The sequence below is a fragment of the Vibrio sp. B1Z05 genome (assembly GCF_052955985.1).
This window is the reverse complement of sequence record NZ_CP130463.1, coordinates 389,694-409,191: the sequence shown is the minus strand read 5'-3', so window position 1 is coordinate 409,191 and position 19,498 is coordinate 389,694. Positions and strand designations below refer to the sequence as shown.

At 44.6% G+C, this 19,498-nt stretch carries 16 protein-coding genes and 1 other RNA gene; 2 read left to right on the top strand and 15 right to left on the bottom strand.

The features are described 5' to 3' along the window. Window positions 1-78: 78 nt before the first annotated feature. The 15 genes from ftsZ to rsmI all read right to left on the bottom strand — a co-directional run bounded on the left by ftsZ (window position 79) and on the right by rsmI (window position 17,256). Window positions 79-1,278 carry a cell division protein FtsZ gene (gene ftsZ / locus QV280_RS01980; protein WP_023402618.1) on the bottom strand — a complete coding sequence of 400 codons (1,200 nt, stop codon included), beginning with the start codon at window positions 1,276-1,278 and terminating at the stop codon, window positions 79-81. A gap of 29 nt (window positions 1,279-1,307) precedes the next feature. Next, window positions 1,308-2,576: a cell division protein FtsA gene (gene ftsA, locus QV280_RS01975; protein ID WP_023402617.1), complete on the bottom strand. Its 1,269-nt coding sequence runs from the start codon at window positions 2,574-2,576 to the stop codon at window positions 1,308-1,310. Between the two features lie 2 nt (window positions 2,577-2,578). Beyond that, entirely contained in the window at window positions 2,579-3,355 is a 777-nt protein-coding gene (locus QV280_RS01970; RefSeq protein WP_023402616.1) for a cell division protein FtsQ/DivIB, read from the bottom strand. 126 nt (window positions 3,356-3,481) lie between these two features. Further along, a complete protein-coding gene (murC, locus tag QV280_RS01965; RefSeq protein ID WP_023402615.1) occupies window positions 3,482-4,942 on the bottom strand; it encodes a UDP-N-acetylmuramate--L-alanine ligase in 1,461 nt (486 codons plus the stop codon). A 91-nt stretch (window positions 4,943-5,033) separates the two neighbouring features. Further along, entirely contained in the window at window positions 5,034-6,098 is a 1,065-nt protein-coding gene (gene murG, locus QV280_RS01960) for an undecaprenyldiphospho-muramoylpentapeptide beta-N-acetylglucosaminyltransferase (protein WP_152821321.1), read from the bottom strand. Continuing rightward, the gene (gene ftsW, locus QV280_RS01955; protein ID WP_240432761.1) at window positions 6,095-7,201 is read right to left on the bottom strand and encodes a cell division protein FtsW; all 1,107 of its coding nucleotides are present in this window, start codon (window positions 7,199-7,201) and stop codon (window positions 6,095-6,097) included. The genes murG and ftsW overlap by 4 nt, the downstream gene beginning before the upstream one ends. 181 nt (window positions 7,202-7,382) lie before the next feature. Continuing rightward, entirely contained in the window at window positions 7,383-8,726 is a 1,344-nt protein-coding gene (gene murD / locus QV280_RS01950; RefSeq protein WP_152821325.1) for a UDP-N-acetylmuramoyl-L-alanine--D-glutamate ligase, read from the bottom strand. 3 nt (window positions 8,727-8,729) lie between these two features. Next, window positions 8,730-9,812 carry a phospho-N-acetylmuramoyl-pentapeptide-transferase gene (gene mraY / locus QV280_RS01945; protein ID WP_023402611.1) on the bottom strand — a complete coding sequence of 361 codons (1,083 nt, stop codon included), beginning with the start codon at window positions 9,810-9,812 and terminating at the stop codon, window positions 8,730-8,732. Then, a complete protein-coding gene (locus tag QV280_RS01940) occupies window positions 9,809-11,170 on the bottom strand; it encodes a UDP-N-acetylmuramoyl-tripeptide--D-alanyl-D-alanine ligase (RefSeq protein WP_023402610.1) in 1,362 nt (453 codons plus the stop codon). Before QV280_RS01940 ends, mraY begins: the two co-directional genes overlap by 4 nt. Next, complete coding sequence (murE, locus tag QV280_RS01935; protein WP_152821327.1) at window positions 11,167-12,654, bottom strand: UDP-N-acetylmuramoyl-L-alanyl-D-glutamate--2,6-diaminopimelate ligase; 1,488 nt, start codon at window positions 12,652-12,654, stop codon at window positions 11,167-11,169. The genes QV280_RS01940 and murE overlap by 4 nt, the downstream gene beginning before the upstream one ends. A gap of 8 nt (window positions 12,655-12,662) precedes the next feature. Further along, a complete protein-coding gene (locus QV280_RS01930) occupies window positions 12,663-14,420 on the bottom strand; it encodes a penicillin-binding transpeptidase domain-containing protein (protein ID WP_023402608.1) in 1,758 nt (585 codons plus the stop codon). Then, complete coding sequence (gene ftsL, locus QV280_RS01925; protein WP_039969945.1) at window positions 14,420-14,734, bottom strand: cell division protein FtsL; 315 nt, start codon at window positions 14,732-14,734, stop codon at window positions 14,420-14,422. The genes QV280_RS01930 and ftsL overlap by 1 nt, the downstream gene beginning before the upstream one ends. Window positions 14,735-14,751: 17 nt before the next feature. Then, window positions 14,752-15,702, bottom strand: a complete 951-nt coding sequence (gene rsmH / locus QV280_RS01920) for a 16S rRNA (cytosine(1402)-N(4))-methyltransferase RsmH (RefSeq protein ID WP_023402606.1) — start codon at window positions 15,700-15,702, stop codon at window positions 14,752-14,754. Between the two features lie 228 nt (window positions 15,703-15,930). Continuing rightward, window positions 15,931-16,311: RNase P RNA component class A (rnpB, locus tag QV280_RS01915), an RNA gene on the bottom strand. 81 nt (window positions 16,312-16,392) lie between these two features. Beyond that, entirely contained in the window at window positions 16,393-17,256 is an 864-nt protein-coding gene (gene rsmI, locus QV280_RS01910; RefSeq protein ID WP_152821329.1) for a 16S rRNA (cytidine(1402)-2'-O)-methyltransferase, read from the bottom strand. Between the two features lie 63 nt (window positions 17,257-17,319). Here rsmI and QV280_RS01905 point away from each other — a divergent pair, with 63 nt between their 5' ends. Together QV280_RS01905 and QV280_RS01900 are read left to right on the top strand one after the other, a co-directional pair. Then, the gene (locus tag QV280_RS01905; protein ID WP_152821331.1) at window positions 17,320-19,146 is read left to right on the top strand and encodes a penicillin-binding protein activator; all 1,827 of its coding nucleotides are present in this window, start codon (window positions 17,320-17,322) and stop codon (window positions 19,144-19,146) included. Continuing rightward, complete coding sequence (locus QV280_RS01900; RefSeq protein ID WP_152821333.1) at window positions 19,130-19,498, top strand: YraN family protein; 369 nt, start codon at window positions 19,130-19,132, stop codon at window positions 19,496-19,498. Before QV280_RS01905 ends, QV280_RS01900 begins: the two co-directional genes overlap by 17 nt.

Genomic DNA, 19,498 nt, shown 5'->3' with positions numbered 1-19,498 from the left:
TTAAAGCAAATTCTGTCGCTGTTTCCAGCTTGGTCGCACATCCTACCAGTTTTTTCCCAATTGTCAAAAAATGAGCAATTAGTCGGCTTGGTTGCGTAAGAAAGCTGGAATGTCTAGCAATGCGCTTTCTGTTTGACCAGCTTTAGTTGCGTGCTGTTGGCTTCCTGTCGCAGGACGAGAAGTCACAGTCTCTGGTTTTGGTTTAACCGTAGTCTGAACCTTCAACTCTGATTCCGCTTTCGCAACAACGCGAGGCTCAGGAGTTACCGTAGCTTTTGGCTTAGAAGTTGAACCTGTCACTAATGTGATTTCAGGTTTCTTCTCATTACCAATGCCTGTTGCAACAACAGTTACACGGAACTCATCAGACATATCCGGGTCTAGAGATGTACCAATAACAACAGTTGCATTGTCAGATGCAAATGCTTTAACTGTGTTACCAACAATTTCAAATTCGTCAAGACGCATGTCCATACCAGCAGTGATGTTAACCAGCACGCCACGCGCACCCGCTAAATCGATATCTTCTAGTAGAGAGTGAGAAATTGCCGCTTCTGCTGCTTCTTCTGCACGATCTTCACCAGTAGATACGCCACTACCCATCATTGCTTGACCCATTTCAGACATTACGGTGCGAACATCCGCAAAGTCGACGTTGATCATGCCAGGACGAGTAATCAATTCTGCGATACCTTGCACTGCATCTTTCAATACATCATTAGCATAGCCGAATGCTTCAAGTAGTGTCACATTGCGACCGTATACTTTAAGCAGTTTTTCGTTAGGAATTGTAATTAGGGAATCAACATGCTTAGAAAGCTCTTCAATGCCTTGCTCAGCAAATGCTAGACGTTTCTTACCCTCAAAACCAAATGGTTTTGTTACTACTGCAACCGTTAATACACCCAGTTCTTTTGCAATTTCTGCAATCACTGGAGCTGCACCAGTACCTGTACCACCGCCCATACCAGCAGCGATAAATACCATATCAGCACCTTCCAGCACCCCTTTGATCGCTTCGCGATCTTCAAGAGCTGAATCACGGCCAACTTGAGGGTTAGCGCCAGCACCTAGGCCTTTAGTAATATCAGTACCAATTTGAATTACGGAACTTACGCTTGCCTTGCGAAGTGCCTGTGCATCGGTATTAACACTGATGAATTCCACGCCTTCGATGGACTCACGAACCATATGTTCAACGGCATTACCACCGCCACCGCCAACACCAACGACCTTAATTACGGCTTCATCATTCATTTCCGTCATCGGTTCAAACATCTGCTTTCTCCGTTTCCTGTCTAGCCAGGTTAAAATTCTTTTTGTATCCAATTACGCATTTTGGTAAAAAATCCAGCAATAGATGAGGCTTGTTTCGGTTCTGAATACTCACCATCATCATTAAAACTGCTGTCTTTGCCATAATGCAATAAACCAACTGCCGTAGAATGGTACGGCTCCTTCACATATTCTGTTAAGCCTTTTACTTCTGTTGGCTTCCCGATTCGAACTTGGTTACCAAATACACGCTCGGCACATTCAGCTAAACCTTCTATCTGGGAAGCGCCGCCAGTTAATACAATACCGGCCGCAATGTGGTGATGCTTAACACCACTTTCTCGCATTTTATTTTGTGCGTTTTCAATCGCTCGATTGATTAAACCCATAAGTTCAGTATAACGTGGTTCTATCACTTCAGATAACGTTTGTCTTTGCAAGCTACGAGATGGACGACCACCTACACTAGGAACATTCACGGTATCATCTTTGCTGACCAACTCGCTCATGGCGCAGCCATACTTCACTTTGATTTCTTCTGCGTCGTTAATTGGCGTACCAAAGGCAAACGCGATATCACTGGTTACAGAGTTACCTGCATAGGAGAACACTTCTGTATGACGCAGTGCGCCACCGGTCCAAAGTGCAACATCCATAGTGCCAGCGCCGATATCAACAACACACACGCCTAATTCTTTTTCATCTTCGGTAATCACTGCATCACTTGCTGCAAGACCAGAGAAGACTAATTGTTCAACTGTTAAGCCACAACGTTCCACGGCTTTAATTACGTTTCTTGCCATATCATTGTGACAAGAAATCATGTGTACGCTCACTTCCATACGCACACCAGATAAGCCTAACGGATTTTTAATTCCGCCAAGATGATCTATTTTAAATTCTTGTGGAATTACGTGTAAAATACGCTCTTCTTCACCAATTTTGATTGAACGAGCTGTATGAATAGCTCGGTCCATATCTTCTTGAGACACTTCTTCATCAGAAATCGCCCCCATACCTTTTTCGATACGGCTGGTTATATGCTGACCAGAGATAGAAAGATATACGCTGCTAATCTTGTGCTCAGCCATTAGCTCAGCTTGATTCACTGCTCGTTCAACGGACTTGATTACAGATTCGAGGTCATTAACCCCACCTTTGTCCATTCCGCGGGATGGGCTACTGCCAGATCCAATTATATTGATCTGGCCGTCTGGAAGAATTTCGCCTACTAACGCTGAAACAGTCGCTGTACCGATGTCCAGACCAACAATCAGATTATCATCCATACCCTTGGTCATTACTACTCTCTATGCCTTTGCTCGTCGGAAAGCCAGCCAATGGCGGCTCCAGTATCGTATCTCAAGTCTATATAACTGATTTGCTGAACCTTCTCGTTCATATGATGATAAAGGTCAACAAAGCGTTTTATTCTTTCATTTAATGCATCTTTGCCTAATTCAAGGCGAATACCATTATCTAATATAATCTGCCAAGCCAGTCTGTCATTGAGAACAACAGAAGTGATTTCTAATCCGAGATCTTCGAATTTAGGCTTTAAATCACGCCAAGTATTTAGCACTTCTTCACTTTTGGCTGCTGGGCCATAAAGCTTAACAATATCTTGGTCTTTTTCGTGCAAAGTACCCGGGTCTGCATCAAAGATCTGCCCACTATCGTTTAGTAGTGCAGTACCATTCCAGATAGCAGCAGGTTGATGCTCCATTACAAAAACCTTGATGGTATTTGGCCATTGCTTACGAATAGCAGCACTGGCAACCCAAGGCAGATCTTCAACCGCGTGTTGCAGTTGATTGACATCTTGAGTCATAAAGGTGCCAAATGGCTGAATACGTGACAAAGCACTCTGTACGTCAGAGTTGTGAACGTATTCTAAATTACCTTCAAGGACAAATTGAGAAAGGGGTAAGCGTCCACTATCTCGCATCCATGCAACGGTGGAATAAATACCAAAAACAATCAAAATAACAACGAATAGTAAAAAACTCGCATCTACCAAAGAAAATTTAAACTTCGGTTTTTGTTTGAATTCGGTTTCGACGTCTAATGTAGCTTCCATTTTAATAATGTCGTCGACTTCCTAATTAACTGCGCATATGCCTACACGGGCAAGTATATCTACTTTTAGATTATACTTACCCGACATGATCTTTCCATAACAATAAGAGATATTTCGGTCAGGAAACTAACATTTTTGCATTGCTCTGATATTGAGGGCAAATTTTTCCAGTTTTTTGGCAACCTTTCCAACATCACCTGCACCTTGAGTAAGGACAAGGTCCCCTTCTTGCAACAAGTTGCTAAGCACATTTGGCAAATCATCTTGTTTTTTAACAAAGATAGGATCGATGCGTCCGCGACCACGAATAGCTCGACACAATGAGCGACTATCAGCCCCTGCAATCGGTTCTTCGCCTGCTGAATAAACATCTAGCATTAACAGCACATCGACTTTGTCGAGTACGTTAGCAAAGTCATCAAAAAGATCGCGAGTTCGGCTATAGCGATGAGGTTGGAATATCATCACCAAGCGCTTATCAGGCCATCCAGCGCGAGCCGCATCTATGGTAACATCGACTTCACTTGGGTGATGACCGTAATCATCCACCAGCATGGCAGTGCCGTTACCTGTTTCGTATTCGCCAAGGTGTTCAAATCGACGACCTGTGCCTTGCGTGGCAAGTAATGCAGATAAAATAGCTTCATCAGAAATGCTATCTTCTGTTGCAACTGCAATGGCTGCTGATGCATTCAGCGCATTGTGTTTACCTGGCATATTCAACGTAATATTAAGATCGCTCTTACCTTCACGTTTCACCGTAAAGTAACTTTGTTGCCCTTGCTGGCGGTAGTTGACGATTTTAACGTCAGCATCATCGGCAAAACCATAGGTGATCACCTGACGACTGATGGTAGGCAGCATTTCACGAATCACAGGATCGTCAATACACATAATGGCCTGACCATAGAAAGGCAGTTTATGTAAGAAATCACGGAATGTTTGTTTGAGTACTTCAAAGTCGCCGCCATAAGTATCCATATGATCAGCTTCGATGTTAGTAACAATGGCGACCATAGGTTGCAGATGCAAAAATGACGCATCGCTTTCATCGGCTTCAGCAATCAAAATACGACTTGAACCTAAACGTGCATTGGTGCCTGCGCTTTTTACTAAGCCACCATTGACAAACGTTGGATCAAGACCAGCTTCTGAATAAATTTGCGTCACTAATGCTGTGGTCGTGGTTTTACCGTGGGTGCCTGCAACCGCAATGCCGTGGCGATAACGCATAATTTCTGCCAACATTTCAGCGCGGCGTACAATAGGAATACGCAGCGCTTGAGCGGCGACTATTTCAGGGTTTCTTTGGTCTATTGCCGTAGAGACTACCACTACACTGGCATTTTCAATGTTGCTTTGAGCGTGACCAATAAAAATTGTGGCCCCTTTGCTTTGTAAGCGTTCAGTGACGAGATTTTGATTAATATCTGAGCCAGAGATAGCATAGCCTTCATTTAGCAATACCTCAGCAATACCACTCATACCAGCACCGCCGATACCGACAAAGTGGATGCTTTGCACGCGGCGCATTTCTGGAATCATAGCTCGGATGTGGGCTAAATCTTGTTTGTGTTCAATTACCATAATATTCTCTTGCTCAGTATTCTTCGAGATTAGTCTCGCTCACTTAACGCTGCTCGCTCAAATCTAGTTAATTAAAGCTCGTCAATTAAAGCTATTTAGTTAAAGCAATAATGGCTTCAGCCACTACTTTATCTGCATCAAGCTTAGCCGCCTGACGTGCATTAATTGCCATCTCTAGTAGCGAGGTTCTATCTAATTCTTGGATAGTGTCTTTTAGCTTAATCGCTGACAAATTTTGTTGTTCAATCATCTTAGCTGCCCCAACATCAACTAAATAGTCTCCGTTGAGTGCTTGTTGTCTATCTTTGTGCGGATAAGGGACAAAGATAGCCGCTAAACCTGCCGCTGATATTTCAGATACCGTTAGCGCGCCAGAGCGACACACAATGACGTCTGCCCATGCATAAGCCGCCGCTACATCATCAATAAATTCAGTCACTTTAACTTGTGTGACACCCGCATTTTGATAACGAGTTTCTACATCAGCTTGGTTATCTTTACCCACCTGATGCCATACACTGTATCCCTGACCAAGCTCTGCTACAGTCTCTGGAAGGGTATGGTTTAAAATTCGAGCACCTTGACTGCCACCCATCACCAAAATACGAATATCATCGGTGCGAGAAGCCAATCGTGTCGCAGGATCTTCCAGCGCAACCACATCGGTACGTACCGGGTTACCCACTACTTCAGCCGTTGGAAATGCACCAGGGAAAGCTTGGAATACCTTACTGGCAACTTTAGCTAGCCAACTATTCGTTAAACCTGCTACGGCATTTTGTTCATGTAAAACCAATGGAATACCACATTGACGAGCGGCAATACCACCTGGGCCGCTAACATAGCCTCCCATACCCAATACCACATCCGGTTGGTAACGTTTTATGTGTGCTTTTGCTTGAGCAATGGCGTTAATGATCTGAAATGGCGCTTTAATCAGTTTAGCTAAACCTTGACCACGAAGTCCTTTGACCTTAATAAAATCAATCTCGATACCATGCTTAGGCACAAGCTCGGCTTCCATACGATCTTCTGTCCCCAGCCAGCGGATCTCCCAACCTTGTTGTTGTAGATATTTAGCGACAGCAAGGCCTGGAAAAACATGTCCGCCAGTACCGCCAGCCATGACTAAAAGTCGTTTCTTTTCAGTGGTCATTTTTGCGCTTTACCTTGTAGGTCATCATCTTGTGTTAATGACTGCTGGTAATCCTGCAGTCGATACTCATGATCAATTCTGATCACTATGCCTACCGCGATAGACATGATGATCAAACTAGAGCCACCGTAACTGATCAGTGGCAACGTCAAACCTTTGGTTGGAACCATACCGGCTGCCGCACCCACATTGACCACACTTTGGAAGGCAAACCAAATACCAAAGCCCATAGACAGGTAGCCACTAAATACATCGCCCGATTCAATAGCGCGTTTACCAATGAATACCGCTTTGAATACCAAGGCAAAAATGAGGAACAAGATGCAAGTGACACCAATGAAGCCAAGTTCTTCACCCATCACCGCAAATACAAAGTCGGTATGCGCCTCAGGTAAGTAAGCCAGTTTTTGAATTGAATTACCTAAGCCTTGACCAAACCATTCGCCACGACCAAATGCCATCAAGGATTGAGTAAGCTGATAGCCACTACCAAATGGGTCTTCCCAAGGGTCTAGAAATGACGTAACACGCTTCATACGGTACGGCTCAGCCAAGATCAAACCACATACTGCTAGCACCCCAGCAAAGGCTATCGCCAAGAATTGCCATAGTTTAGCGCCCGCAATGAAGAGCATGCCAAAAATAGTCACTAGCATTACTACCACAGTACCTAAGTCCGGCTGTCCTAATAAAAGGAGTGCAAGCGCACCAAATACAAGGAAAGGTTTTAAGAAGCCACCAAAAAAGCTGGCTCTTACTTCTTGCTGCTTACGGAATAAGTAGCTGGACATAAAAATAAACAATGACAGTTTTGCCAACTCTGCTGGCTGGAAGTTTATCGGTCCTAAAGGAATCCAACGCGATGCCCCGTTCACCGATTTACCGCCGACCAACACCACGAGTAGCAAAAACAGACTTAATATCAACAGTGCCATACTGTATTTCAACCAAAGCTTGGTTGGAATGTGCACCACAACAGCCATAACGCCCAATGCTAAAACAAGATAAAACGCATGGCGTATTGCAAAATGGAAGGGAGTACCAAAGTGGGTATAACTCAGAGGTAATGACGCTGATGTCACCATCACTAAGCCGATAAGCATGAGTATAAAGGTCAGCCATACTAACTGTCGGTCGTAAAGAACAGGTAAAGCTGAAGGCTGTTGAACATTTTCCAATTCATCAGAAGGCGCTATCGCTTCATCACTTAAAGTAGGAGTCGATTCCTTTCCGTGAAATCGAGACAGCCAACGTAATTTTTTCACTTTTTCCTGATCTCTATTTTTAAATTGCATCCTGCTGCTCATCACTGTGTTGAGCGAGCTGAGTAAAGATATCTCCGCGCTGCATAAAGTTTGCAAACTGATCTAAGCTAGCACAGGCCGGAGAAAGCATCACCATATCACCGACTTTAGCTTTCTGTCGAATGGCCTGCACTGCTTCTTGCATACTTTCAAAGTAAACACTGTTTTCAGAGAGCAAAGCCAGCTGTTTGCCATCTGCGCCAAAGCAATACAGCTCAGCGTGCAGTGCAGATAGCGCAGGTTTTAATTCGCTAAAATCGGCACCTTTTCCGTCACCACCTAGCAATAGGTACAAACAACCTGTAATACGTAAACCATTTAGTGCGGCTAAGGTGCTGGCAACATTGGTGGCTTTTGAGTCATTCACCCAAGTAATGCCATCATTACGACTGACTACCTGACAACGATGCGCCAGTCCGACATAAGATTTCAATGCATCTAAAGCAGGCTTAACATCAATATCAGCCGCTTCAAGTAATGCAATTGACACTAAGGCGTTAAGCATATTGTGTTGACCCACAATAGACAGTTCATCCGTCGCTAGCAGGCGTTGTCCATGACTGGTGAGCCACGTTTGATTAGCATGATCTGACAGATAATATTCACCTTGCGCAATACCAAACGCTAGCAAGCCTTGGCGCTTGTCTGGGTAAGTGGCGTTATCATCTGCATTCACAATTTTAATTTTAGCGTTATCAAAGATTCGTAATTTAGCATCTCGATAATCGTGCATGCCTTCATATCTATCCATATGGTCTTCAGATAGATTGAGAAAAGCCGCCGCTTGCAACGCTAAACTAGACGTCGTCTCAAGTTGAAAGCTGGACAGTTCCAGTACATACAAATCCGCATCAGATTCGAGCAAATCTAACGCAGGAACGCCAATATTGCCGCCGATCGCAGTTTTAACCCCAGCGGCATTCGCCATCACGCCCGTTAAATCCGTCACTGTGCTTTTACCGTTAGAGCCGGTAATCGCTAACACGGGTTTGTTGGTCGCCCAAGCAAACAGCTCAATATCACCGACAATGGGCACGCCCAGTTTAGCTGCTTGTTGCAGTTCAGCAGTTGCTAAAGCAATTCCCGGGCTAGCCACAATCAGGTCGGCGTTATCTAGCCATTGCTGATTTAAACTCCCGCAAAACAGTGGCACGTCATCGCTAAGTTTATCTCGCCCGGCGGGGTTTTCTCGGGTATCTATCACTTTAATGCTCAGGTTGCGCCCCAATTGTGACGAAACTCTTTTTAAGTGATTAACTACAGACAGCCCAGTAATACCAAGCCCGATAACGACGACATTTTGTATCTTTTGCCACTGTTGCATGGATTAACGTACCTTCAATGTTGCAAGACCAATCAGCACAAGTACGATAGAAATAATCCAAAAACGTACAATAACACGAGGCTCTGGCCAGCCTTTTAGTTCGTAGTGATGGTGAATAGGTGCCATACGGAAAACGCGTTGACCACGTAGCTTATAAGAGCCTACCTGTAGAATGACCGAAAGAGTTTCCATAACGAAAACGCCGCCCATAATCACCAACACAAACTCTTGACGCACTAACACCGCAATGGTGCCAAGTGCTCCGCCAAGGGCAAGCGAGCCTACATCGCCCATAAAGACTTGTGCAGGGTAAGTGTTAAACCATAAGAAGCCTAAACCAGCACCCACAATCGCCGCACAGAAGATCACAAGTTCACTGCTGTCTGGGATATAAGGAATGTGTAAGTATTGCGCGAAATTCACGTTACCTGTGGCATAAGCAATAATGGCAAAACCGGCTGACACTAAGATAGTCGGCATAATAGCCAAGCCGTCCAAGCCATCGGTTAAGTTAACCGCATTACTGGTACCCACAATCACAAAGTAAGTCAGTACAATATAAAACAGGCCAAGTTGCGGCATGATGTCTTTGAAAAAAGGCACTACAAGCTGAGTGGCGGCGGTGTCTTTACCGTGCGCGTACAAAGCAAAGGCCACCACGATAGCAATGGCTGACTGCCAAAAATATTTCCAACGAGCAATCAAACCATCGGTATTTTTGCGTACTACTTTGCGGTAATCATCTACAAAACCAACCGCACCATAGCCAAGCAATACCGTTAGTACAGCCCAAATATACGGGTTAGTTAAATCTGACCATAGCAATACGGTGATACTAATGGCGGCCAAAATCATGACCCCGCCCATAGTTGGCGTACCGTGTTTACTCAGGTGAGATTCTGGGCCATCGTGACGTACAACTTGACCAATTTGCAGTAGTTGTAGGTGTCGAATTAATTTAGGTCCCATCCATAGCGATAACCCTAATGCTGTAATAACACTGAGGATCGAACGAAAAGAGAGATAATCAAAAAGACGAAAGAACGAAAAATAAGGCTGTAATAGATCCGCTAGCCAGATAATCATTTAAGTTTCTCCTTCAGTGCAGCGGCCACTTTGCTCATTTGTGCGCTATTGGCGCCCTTAACCAGCAAAGTGTGTTGAATGTGTGGTTGATTTGAGATTTGTTGCTCGACAAAATCCAAAAGACTTTGGTGAGTCGCAAAATGGTGTCCATGGGTAACGTCACTAATTACCTTAGTGTCATCGCCGTAAGTAAGTACATACTCAAATCCAAATGTTGCGGCATGTTCACCGACTTGTCGGTGAAGTTCAAGGCTTTCTTTACCCAATTCCGCCATAAAGCCCAGAATCAGCCAGCGATTGCCTTTAAAAGTGCTAAGGAGATCAGCGGCGGCCTTCATTGCGGGAACGCTAGCGTTATAGCTATCGTCAATTAAACGTATGTTATCGGTGAGTTGCTCAACCGCTACCCGTCCTTTCATTTGCGCTACCGCTTCTAGACCTGCAACAACAGTCGCTAAAGGCGTCCCCATATTAAGCGCAACTGCTGAGGCGGCGACTGCATTGGCGACATTGTGCTTACCGACCACACTAAGATTGACTTTAGCCATGCCAAAAGGCGTATGCAAATGGAAGCTCGCTAAGCCGTTGTCATCAATAACAATGCCAGTGGCATAGTATTCCGCTAGCGAATTATCTAAAGAAAAGGTTTGAACACGTCGGTTTTGTAATAGAGATTGCCATAACTCGCCACCTTGACTGTCTAGGTTATACAGAGCTAACCCTTTTTCATCTAAGGTAGAAAAAATCTCGCCTTTGGCTTTCATTACTCCTTCAATAGAGCCGAAACCTTCAAGGTGTGCAGCGGCAACATTATTGACTAAAGCAATATCAGGCTGAACCAAATTGACGGTATATTCGATTTCATGCTCGTGGTTTGCACCGAGTTCAATCACCGCAAATTCATGTTCTGAATTAGCACGTAACAAGGTGAGAGGAGCACCGATATCATTGTTAAAGTTTCCTGCAGTAGCTAACGTCTCACCTCTTAGTGATAAAATAGAGGTCAGCATTTCTTTAACGGTCGTCTTACCACAACTGCCAGTAATAGCCACTTTAGGTATAGTTAACTTCGCTAAGTTCCAAGCACCTAATTGCCCTAAAGCAATCTTGGTATCTTCCACAAGCAGTTGAGGAATAGATAGTGGCAGTTCTCTGTCCACCAGCAATGCCACAGCGCCTTGTGCTACCGCTTGTTCACAAAAGTCATGGGCATCAAAACGCTCCCCCACTAAAGCCACAAATAAACCTTGTGCAGGGATATTGCGACTATCGGTAGAAACGGACGCTATAGTGAGATCATCGCCAATAACACGGCCATTAACAGCCTGCGCGATATCCGATAGTTGAGTTGCTATCATTTGACTAACTCCAACAAGGTCATCGCCGATTCACGATCAGAATAATGAATAGTCTTATCTCCTAAGATTTGATAGTCCTCGTGTCCCTTACCTGCAAGTAAGATAATGTCATTGGCTGCCGCGTTCTCAATAGCATAGGACAAAGCCTTAAATCTATCATGCTCAATAACGACAGACTTTTGATTTAAAACGCCTTTTTGCATGTCAGCAATGATCTGCGCCGGGCTTTCACTGCGAGGGTTATCATCAGTAAGGATCATTCGATCAGCAAAATCTTCAGCCACTTTCGCCATCATAGGTCTCTTACCTGTGTCTCTATCACCACCGCAACCTAAAATAGCCCACAGCTGCCCTTGGCAGTGAACCTTAAGTGCACACAATGCTTTTTCTAATGCATCTGGAGTATGAGCATAATCGACTACAACTTTAGCTTTGTCAGCGGTTTGAAAGAGTTCCATACGCCCAATTACAGGTTGTAACTGAGTAGAGGTTTGTTGCAAGTCTTTGATGTCAATGCCAAGACTTAGCAAAGCGGTAAAAGCCAGTAAGACATTGCAAGCATTAAACTCGCCAATTAAAGGAGCGCGCAATACGCCTGCGCCCCAAGAACTCTCAAAAGTAATATCAATACCCTGCTCTGAATAAGCAATGTGAGTGGCATACATAAAACGTTCTGTGGTTGGCTTTTCTAGTAATGAAACTGCAATCGCATCTGGCACCTGAGTTAACCACTGCTTGCCCACTTCATCGTCGACATTAATGACTTTATATTTGCAGTCATGCTCGGTAAACAAGCTCAATTTAGCCTTAGCGTATTCAGCCATACTGCCGTGATAATCAAGGTGGTCTCGGCTAAGATTAGTAAATATCCCTACTGCAAATGCCAGTGCTTTAATACGATGCTGAACGAGGCCATGAGATGAGATTTCTAAAGCCGTTACTTGTGCACCAGATTGCTTCAATTGCGCCAGCGTTTTGCACACTTCAATTGCGCTGCCTGTGGTGTTTTTGGCCTCTTTTAAATTCGCAAGAAAACCATTACCTGTGGTGCCCATCACCGCTGCTTGCTGACCAATGCAGCCCAACCACTGCGCAATAATTTGCGTGATAGTGGTTTTACCATTAGTACCCGTAACGGCAATTAAATCCATGCCTGAAAAATGATACAAACGATGTGCCAATGCGGATAAATTCACACCTAAATCATCAAGGCATAACACGGGAGTTTGCGCTCGCCACTGCACACTGCCGTGCGCGGTATCGGCGTCACTTTCCGCAATCACCAAACTTGCTCCAGAGGCAATCGCATTATCGATAAAACGTCGACCATCAACCGTATGACCTTTGATAGCAATAAAGGTAGAACCGGCCTCTATTTTTCGGCTATCCAGCTCTAAGTTAGCAACGGTTATTTGCGCCAACTCATCACTTAACTCACTCAGCCAAGGCTGAACTAAATGCTGTAAAGTACATTGAACCTTCATACCAATCCTTAATCCGTGTTCGCATCAGGCGGTACATTCAAAATCTGTAACGCACCTTTTAATACTTCAGAAAAAACCGGAGCCGCAACAGAGCCGCCGTAGTAGTCATCACCTTGTGGCTCATTGACGACGACCACTAACGCCACTCTTGGGTTACTAATTGGGGCAACACCTGCGGTAATTGTTACATATTCATCACTGTAACCACCCGCATTCGCTTTACGCGAAGTACCCGTTTTGGCGCCAACACGATAACCAGGAACTGCAGCTCGGGTCGCTGTACCACCTTTATGAGTCACCCCTTCCAGCATTTTTAACACTTCACGAGCGTTCTGCGGATCTGCGACTTGCTTCGCTGATGGAAGGTCTTTGGCATTTTTCACTATATGTAACGGTTTGAAACTGCCGTAACTTCCCAAAGTTGCGTAAGCATGTGCTAACTGTACAGGTGTGATAGATAAGCCATAGCCAAACGCTAATGTAGCGATTTCAAACTTAGACCAGCGACGACGACTCGGGAATAACCCAGGAGTTTCACCCACGAGATTGATCCCAGAAACTGAACCAAAACCAACAGATTGGTACATTCCTAACAAAGATTCTAACGGCATATTCAATGCCAAATGAGTCACACCAATGTTACTGGATTTTTTCAAAATGGTGGCAAGATTGGCTTTACCTACTCGAACACTATCGCGTACCCGACTACCACCAACACGCATAATGCCATTACCCGTATCAATCACGGTATTCAGATCTGCGGTATGAGTATCCAGGGCCGCCAAAACAACAAAAGGTTTCACCGATGAACCCGGCTCTAAGGCATCAGTAATCGCGCGATTTCGCATTCTAAAGGACTGCAATTGGTCACGAGTATTCGGGTTATAGGACGGCGAGTTCACCATGGCTAAAATGCCACCCGTTTTAACATCAATCAGCACGACACTGCCCGATGTTGCTCTATGATCGGCAACCGCTTGTTTGATCGCGCGGTAAGAGATCGCTTGTAAACGTTGATCTATAGTGAGCTGCAACGGACTACCTTGCTCACTTTTGGTCATTGAAATATTTTCAACAACTCGACCGTCTCTATCTTTACGTACCTTACGTGAACCATCGTGCCCAGAAAGCCATTTGTCGTAGCTTTTCTCAACGCCTTCCAAACCGTGGCTATCAATACCGGTCACACCCACCACATGAGCACTAACTTCACCGGTAGGATAATAACGACGAGACTCATCACGTAAGCCAACACCTTTTAGCTTTAGCTCTTTAATGTATTTAGCCATTGCCGGGCTAACTTGGCGCTGCAAGTAGATAAATCGACGTTTTTTGTTTTTATCTATCTGGTGAATTAAGGCTTCACGATCAAGATGCAATACATCGGCAAGTGCATGCCAACGTTGTACATCTTGTAGTGCGTCACCTTTATCAAAGATGGTACGAGGATCGGCATACACAGCTTCCACTGGCACACTGACTGCAATCTGTTCGCCATTGCGATCGGAAATAATACCACGAGCAGAAGGGAGGGCTTTCACCCTAACCGAACGCATGTCACCTTGTTTGATGAGTGAATCCGGTTCTATGACTTGAATGTAGGCAACACGCAGTAGCAGTGCACCCAGCAATGCCAAAATAAACCCTAGAACCACCTGATAACGCCACTTGATAATACGAGTATCAGCAGGGGCTAACTTATCAGGTTCAATTTTAGGAATACGCTTTTTGATGGCTTGGGTTGTTTTTTTCTTGATCGATTTCATTACAGTTTAACTATAACTTCCTTGTCGGAGTCTGGGCGTGTCATATCAAGCTCAGAGGTGGCAATTTTTTGAACTCGGCTATGTTCAGAAAGCGCATTTTCTTCAAGAATAAGGTTGCGCCACTCTTCATCAAGTGTTTCTCGCTGTTCAAGCGCCTGATCTTTTTGCGAGATAACATCACGCGTCATCTGTGTGGTCATGACCACTGCTATTGCACTAAAAAAGAGAGTAATCAATAACAGCAAAGGCACACGACCTGCGGTAAATAGGTCGCGCACAATGATCTTACCTAGTGGCGGTACGCTAGGCTGAATCGATGTCTCTAATTCGTTCATAGTTTTTCAGCAATCCTTAGCACTGAGCTTCTGGCTCTAATATTAATATCTAGCTCTGAAACTGACGGTTTAATCGCTTTACCGACAGGCTTCATATCCGCACTACCCAGTGCGCGGATCTGCTCCTCGGTCATCGGAATACCATGCGGAACTTGCGGTCCACGACTCTCTTTGCGGATAAACTGTTTTACCATTCTATCTTCTAAAGAGTGGAAGCTAATAACTGACAAGCGGCCTTCAGGCGCTAAGATGTTTTTTGCCCCATTTAATGCTGTGGCAATTTCATCAAGTTCACTATTAATATAAATACGAAATGCTTGGAAAGAACGAGTAGCAGGGTGTTTTTTCTCTTTAAAACTCTTTGGCGCAGCATCGGAGATAAGTTTCGCCAATTGACCGGTACGTAGTAAAGGTTCGTTTTCTTCGTTGTCACGATACGCAACTATCGCTTTAGCAATGCGCCAAGCGTGCTTGTCTTCGCCAAACTCACGAATAACCCAAGTAATATCTTCGATATCCGCTTCCATCAACCATTTTGAAACAGGAATCCCCGAAGTTGGGTCCATACGCATATCCAGCGGGCCATCTTTCATGAAGCTAAAACCACGTTCAGCATCATCAAGTTGCGGTGACGAAACACCTAGGTCTAACAGAACACCATCGACTTGACCCACTAGGTCTCTTTGTTTGGCGTACTCTTCCATGCCAGAAAATGGACCATGGATAATAGTAAATCGAGGATCATCAATTTTTGCGGCTTCAGCAATGGCTTGCGGATCTCTATCGATGCTAAACAAGCGACCATTTTCACCCAGTCGAGAGAGTATGGTGCGACTGTGACCACCGCGACCAAAAGTACCATCTATATAGGTGCCATCCGGTTTAATGTTTAAACCATCAATGGATTCTTCTAGCAAGACGGAGACGTGTTTAAAAGCTTCGCTCATTACAAAGGCTCGATTTAATTAAATAACTATGAATTAGTGTACTGAAATAGTCCGGTTTAGTCAGCGTTAGTCAACAAATTCACCAAATTATTAAACAAATCGTGCAATGACTTGCACAAATTTATTGAATAAGAGGTGAGCGCATCTTCTAGCACATGCAACTTCGAGCATTTATCTCTCGTACAAATAAGCAAAAAGCCCCGCCATAATGGCGGGGCTTCTTTTTAAAGGTGGAGCATACCTATAAGCCGGGTTCTGTATCCGCTTGCGCGGTGATAGCCATTCGTCTAGGCCAGCAATCGCTCACTGGCTCAAGCAACCTACCCGCTCCCTTACGCGAGCAACGCAGCGTGGGAGCCTATTTGGTCTTGCTTCGGGTGGAGTTTACCTTGCTACGGACTGTTACCAACCGCACGGTGCGCTCTTACCGCACCCTTTCACCCTTACCTGTGCCCGAAGGCCATCGGCGGTTTTCTCTCTGCTGCACTTGTCGTGGGCTTGCGCCCCCCAGGCGTTACCTGGCACCCTGCTCTATGAAGCCCGGACTTTCCTCCCCTCCGTCAGTCTCCCTAAGGACATCAACGAAGCAGCGACTATCTGGTTAGCTCCGGAGCGGATTGTACTGACAAAGATCACAGATGTCTATTCAAATAAAAACGCGGCGTAAACAAAGTCGTTAAGGGATAACGCTTAGTCTAAATGCTCCAAGCCCCACTTGTATAAAGCGTTCTTTTTCAGGTTGTAGATTTCAGCTGTTAATGCGGCGGCTTTTTTAAGCGGCAGCTCTTTGGTCAAAATAGCCAAAGTACGACGCGCTTCATCTGGCAACTCATCATTGCTATCTTCGCGATGACCGTGAACTAAGATCACCATTTCACCACGAATGCGATTCGCGTCTTCTTCAAGCCATGGGATAAGTTCACCTAACGGCAAGCCTTGAATGGTTTCAAAGGTTTTCGTCAGCTCTCTTGCCAATACCACCTGACGCTCTGCGCCAAGTACATCTAGCATATCTGCTAGTGAATCCATGATGCGATGCGGCGACTCATAAAAAATACAAGTACGTTCTACTTTCGCTAGCTCTAAAAAGCGATCTTTACGCCCTTTGCTCTTCGGTGGCAAAAACCCTTCAAAGCTAAAACGATCAGACGGCAAGCCAGATGCACTCAAAGCCGTGATTACCGCACAAGCACCCGGCAGAGGCACAACCTGTACACCCGCTTTACGGCATTGATTGACCAAATGATAACCAGGATCGCTAATTAATGGGGTTCCAGCATCCGAAACTAAGGCTATGGACTGCCCTTCTAATAGTTTTTCGACTAATACTTGCGCTTTTTGTTGTTCATTATGATCATGCAAGGCAAAAGTACGTGTGCCGATATTTAGATGAGAAAGCAATCGCCCCGTATGACGTGTATCCTCAGCTGCAATAAGGTCTACACTGCTTAAAACTTCGACGGCGCGTTGAGTAATATCAGCCAAATTTCCTATTGGAGTAGGGACGATATAGAGAATTGCAGGCGAAGAATTAAAAGAATTGTTATCTGTCATTTGTTTACCGTCACTTGAGGGATTAATATAGAAGTAATTAATCCACAATAATTTAAAGAACTCATGGCGCAAAAAAATCGATCTGGATACAGTGTATCACGCATTCTTACTCCCATTGCATTGTCTGTGCTTCTTGCAGCTTGTTCGAGCCCACCCTCTGATCCAGAAGTTGCGCAACAATCCAATATTCTTAATCAACCGACTCAAACCTCTGAGTACTACCTGATCAAAGCGGATAGCTCTGATGGTTCAGAACAAATAGATTGGCTTATCCTGTCCCTAAAAGCTTCGGTATCTGAAAATAATACCGGCTTAGCAAACCGAATCATTCAGCGTTTGGCTCAACAAAACATGAGTGAGACCCAACAAGCTGAATGGCAATTAGCGCGAGCTCAATTACTGCTAAATAATAATCAACCAACGGATGCTATCAAACAATTGAACTTCCGTAATGAGTGGCGCCTAGATAAATCTCAGTGGCAACACTACTACAAACTTCGTTCTGATATCTACCAAGCTTTATATCAACCTTTAAATGCAGCGCGAGAGCAAGTGATGCTTGCTGATTTTCTAACAGAAGATCAACAGCAACAAAACGTAGACCAAATTTGGGCCTTAATGAACAGCGTCAGTGCCGATGAGCTTAAAGCAATGCCGATCGCTGAAACTGAGCCTGAACTGCTAGGTTGGCGTGAACTGGCCATGTTTAACCAAACGTATAATCATAATTTGCCAAAACTACAAAAGTCATTCCAAGATTGGATTGATAACAATGTTCACCACCCAGCGGCTTTATACACCCCACAAGAAATTAAAGACATTCTGGCTCTAGAAATTGTCCAGCCAAACAAAACGGCGTTAATTCTTCCTCTTAGCGGTAAATTTGCTAAGCAAGCAAGCGTGATCAGAGATGGCTTTGTGTTTGCAATGATGCACGATGAAGCACGTCTTCCTGAGACCGAATATGTGGTTATCGACAGCAACAAAAACAACACCTCGCAAATCCAGCAACAACTCGAAGCGCAAGATGTCGATTTCATTGTTGGACCGCTAATGCGTAATACCATTGAAGAGTTGCAAGAAGCGCAACAAAATAGCTCTAGCCCTATCCCTATGCTGGCATTGAATTTCCCTAAAGATATTCTAGACGGTACCGATTTCTGTTACATCACTCTATCACCAGAGCAAGAAGCAGAAGAAGCAGCCAGACACTTAGCAGAGACAGGCGCTAAATACCCACTTTTGATCGCACCAAGCGGTAGCTATGGTCGACGCATGGCAGATGCATTTAAAGCCGAGTGGAGCAAAAATAACGACACTAAAAGTGCCGTCTCTTACTTCAGCTCTAAAAATCAGCTACAGCGTGCTGTAAACAGTGTGTTTGGCCTACAAGCAAGCCAACGACGTATTGCACAAATGAACAATCTTATGCACACAGAAATGGAATCAGAAGAACGTTCTCGCCGAGATATCGACGCTGTGTATATCGTAGCAGGGGATTCTGAGCTGAACTTGATTAAACCATTTATCAATGTCGCCATTAACCCAGAAGCAACGCCGCCAAAACTGTATGCGAACTCACTCAGCAATACTGGCGTGAAGCGTGCTTCGCAGAACTTATCTGGCGTTATTTACAGCGATATTCCGATGCTAACGGAGCCAAATGCAGAATTGAATGCACAAATGCAAAGCATTTGGAGCAAATCAAACAACCAACAAAAAAGGCTACACGCACTGGGTATGGACGCTTATAGTCTGATCAATGCTCTGCCAAATATGAAGGTAAGTCCAAGTCATTCAATTAAAGGGCAAACCGGTGTCCTTAGCATTGATGATCGTTGTGTTGTACAACGCCAGTTAAGCTGGGCTGAATATGAGTCTGCTCAATAAGCTGGCAATAGGACATCAATATGAGGCCAAGGCGCAGCGATACCTCGCGAAGCAAGGCCTCACTTTTATTGAGAAAAATTTCCACGCCAAATGTGGTGAAATAGACCTCATCATGCAAGACAAACGAGAATTTGTCTTTGTTGAGGTCAAATACCGAAAGCAACAATATTATGGAAGCGGCGTTGATGCGGTTTCTCATTCAAAGCAGTCAAAACTAAAGAAAACTGCTATGTTGTGGCTGATAAAAAATAACTTGTCTCCTAGTGATACTTACTTTCGATTTGATGTCATCTCTTTAAGTAGCGACCGTGAGAAAGTTGAATGGATACAAAACGCAATTGTTGAAGGATAA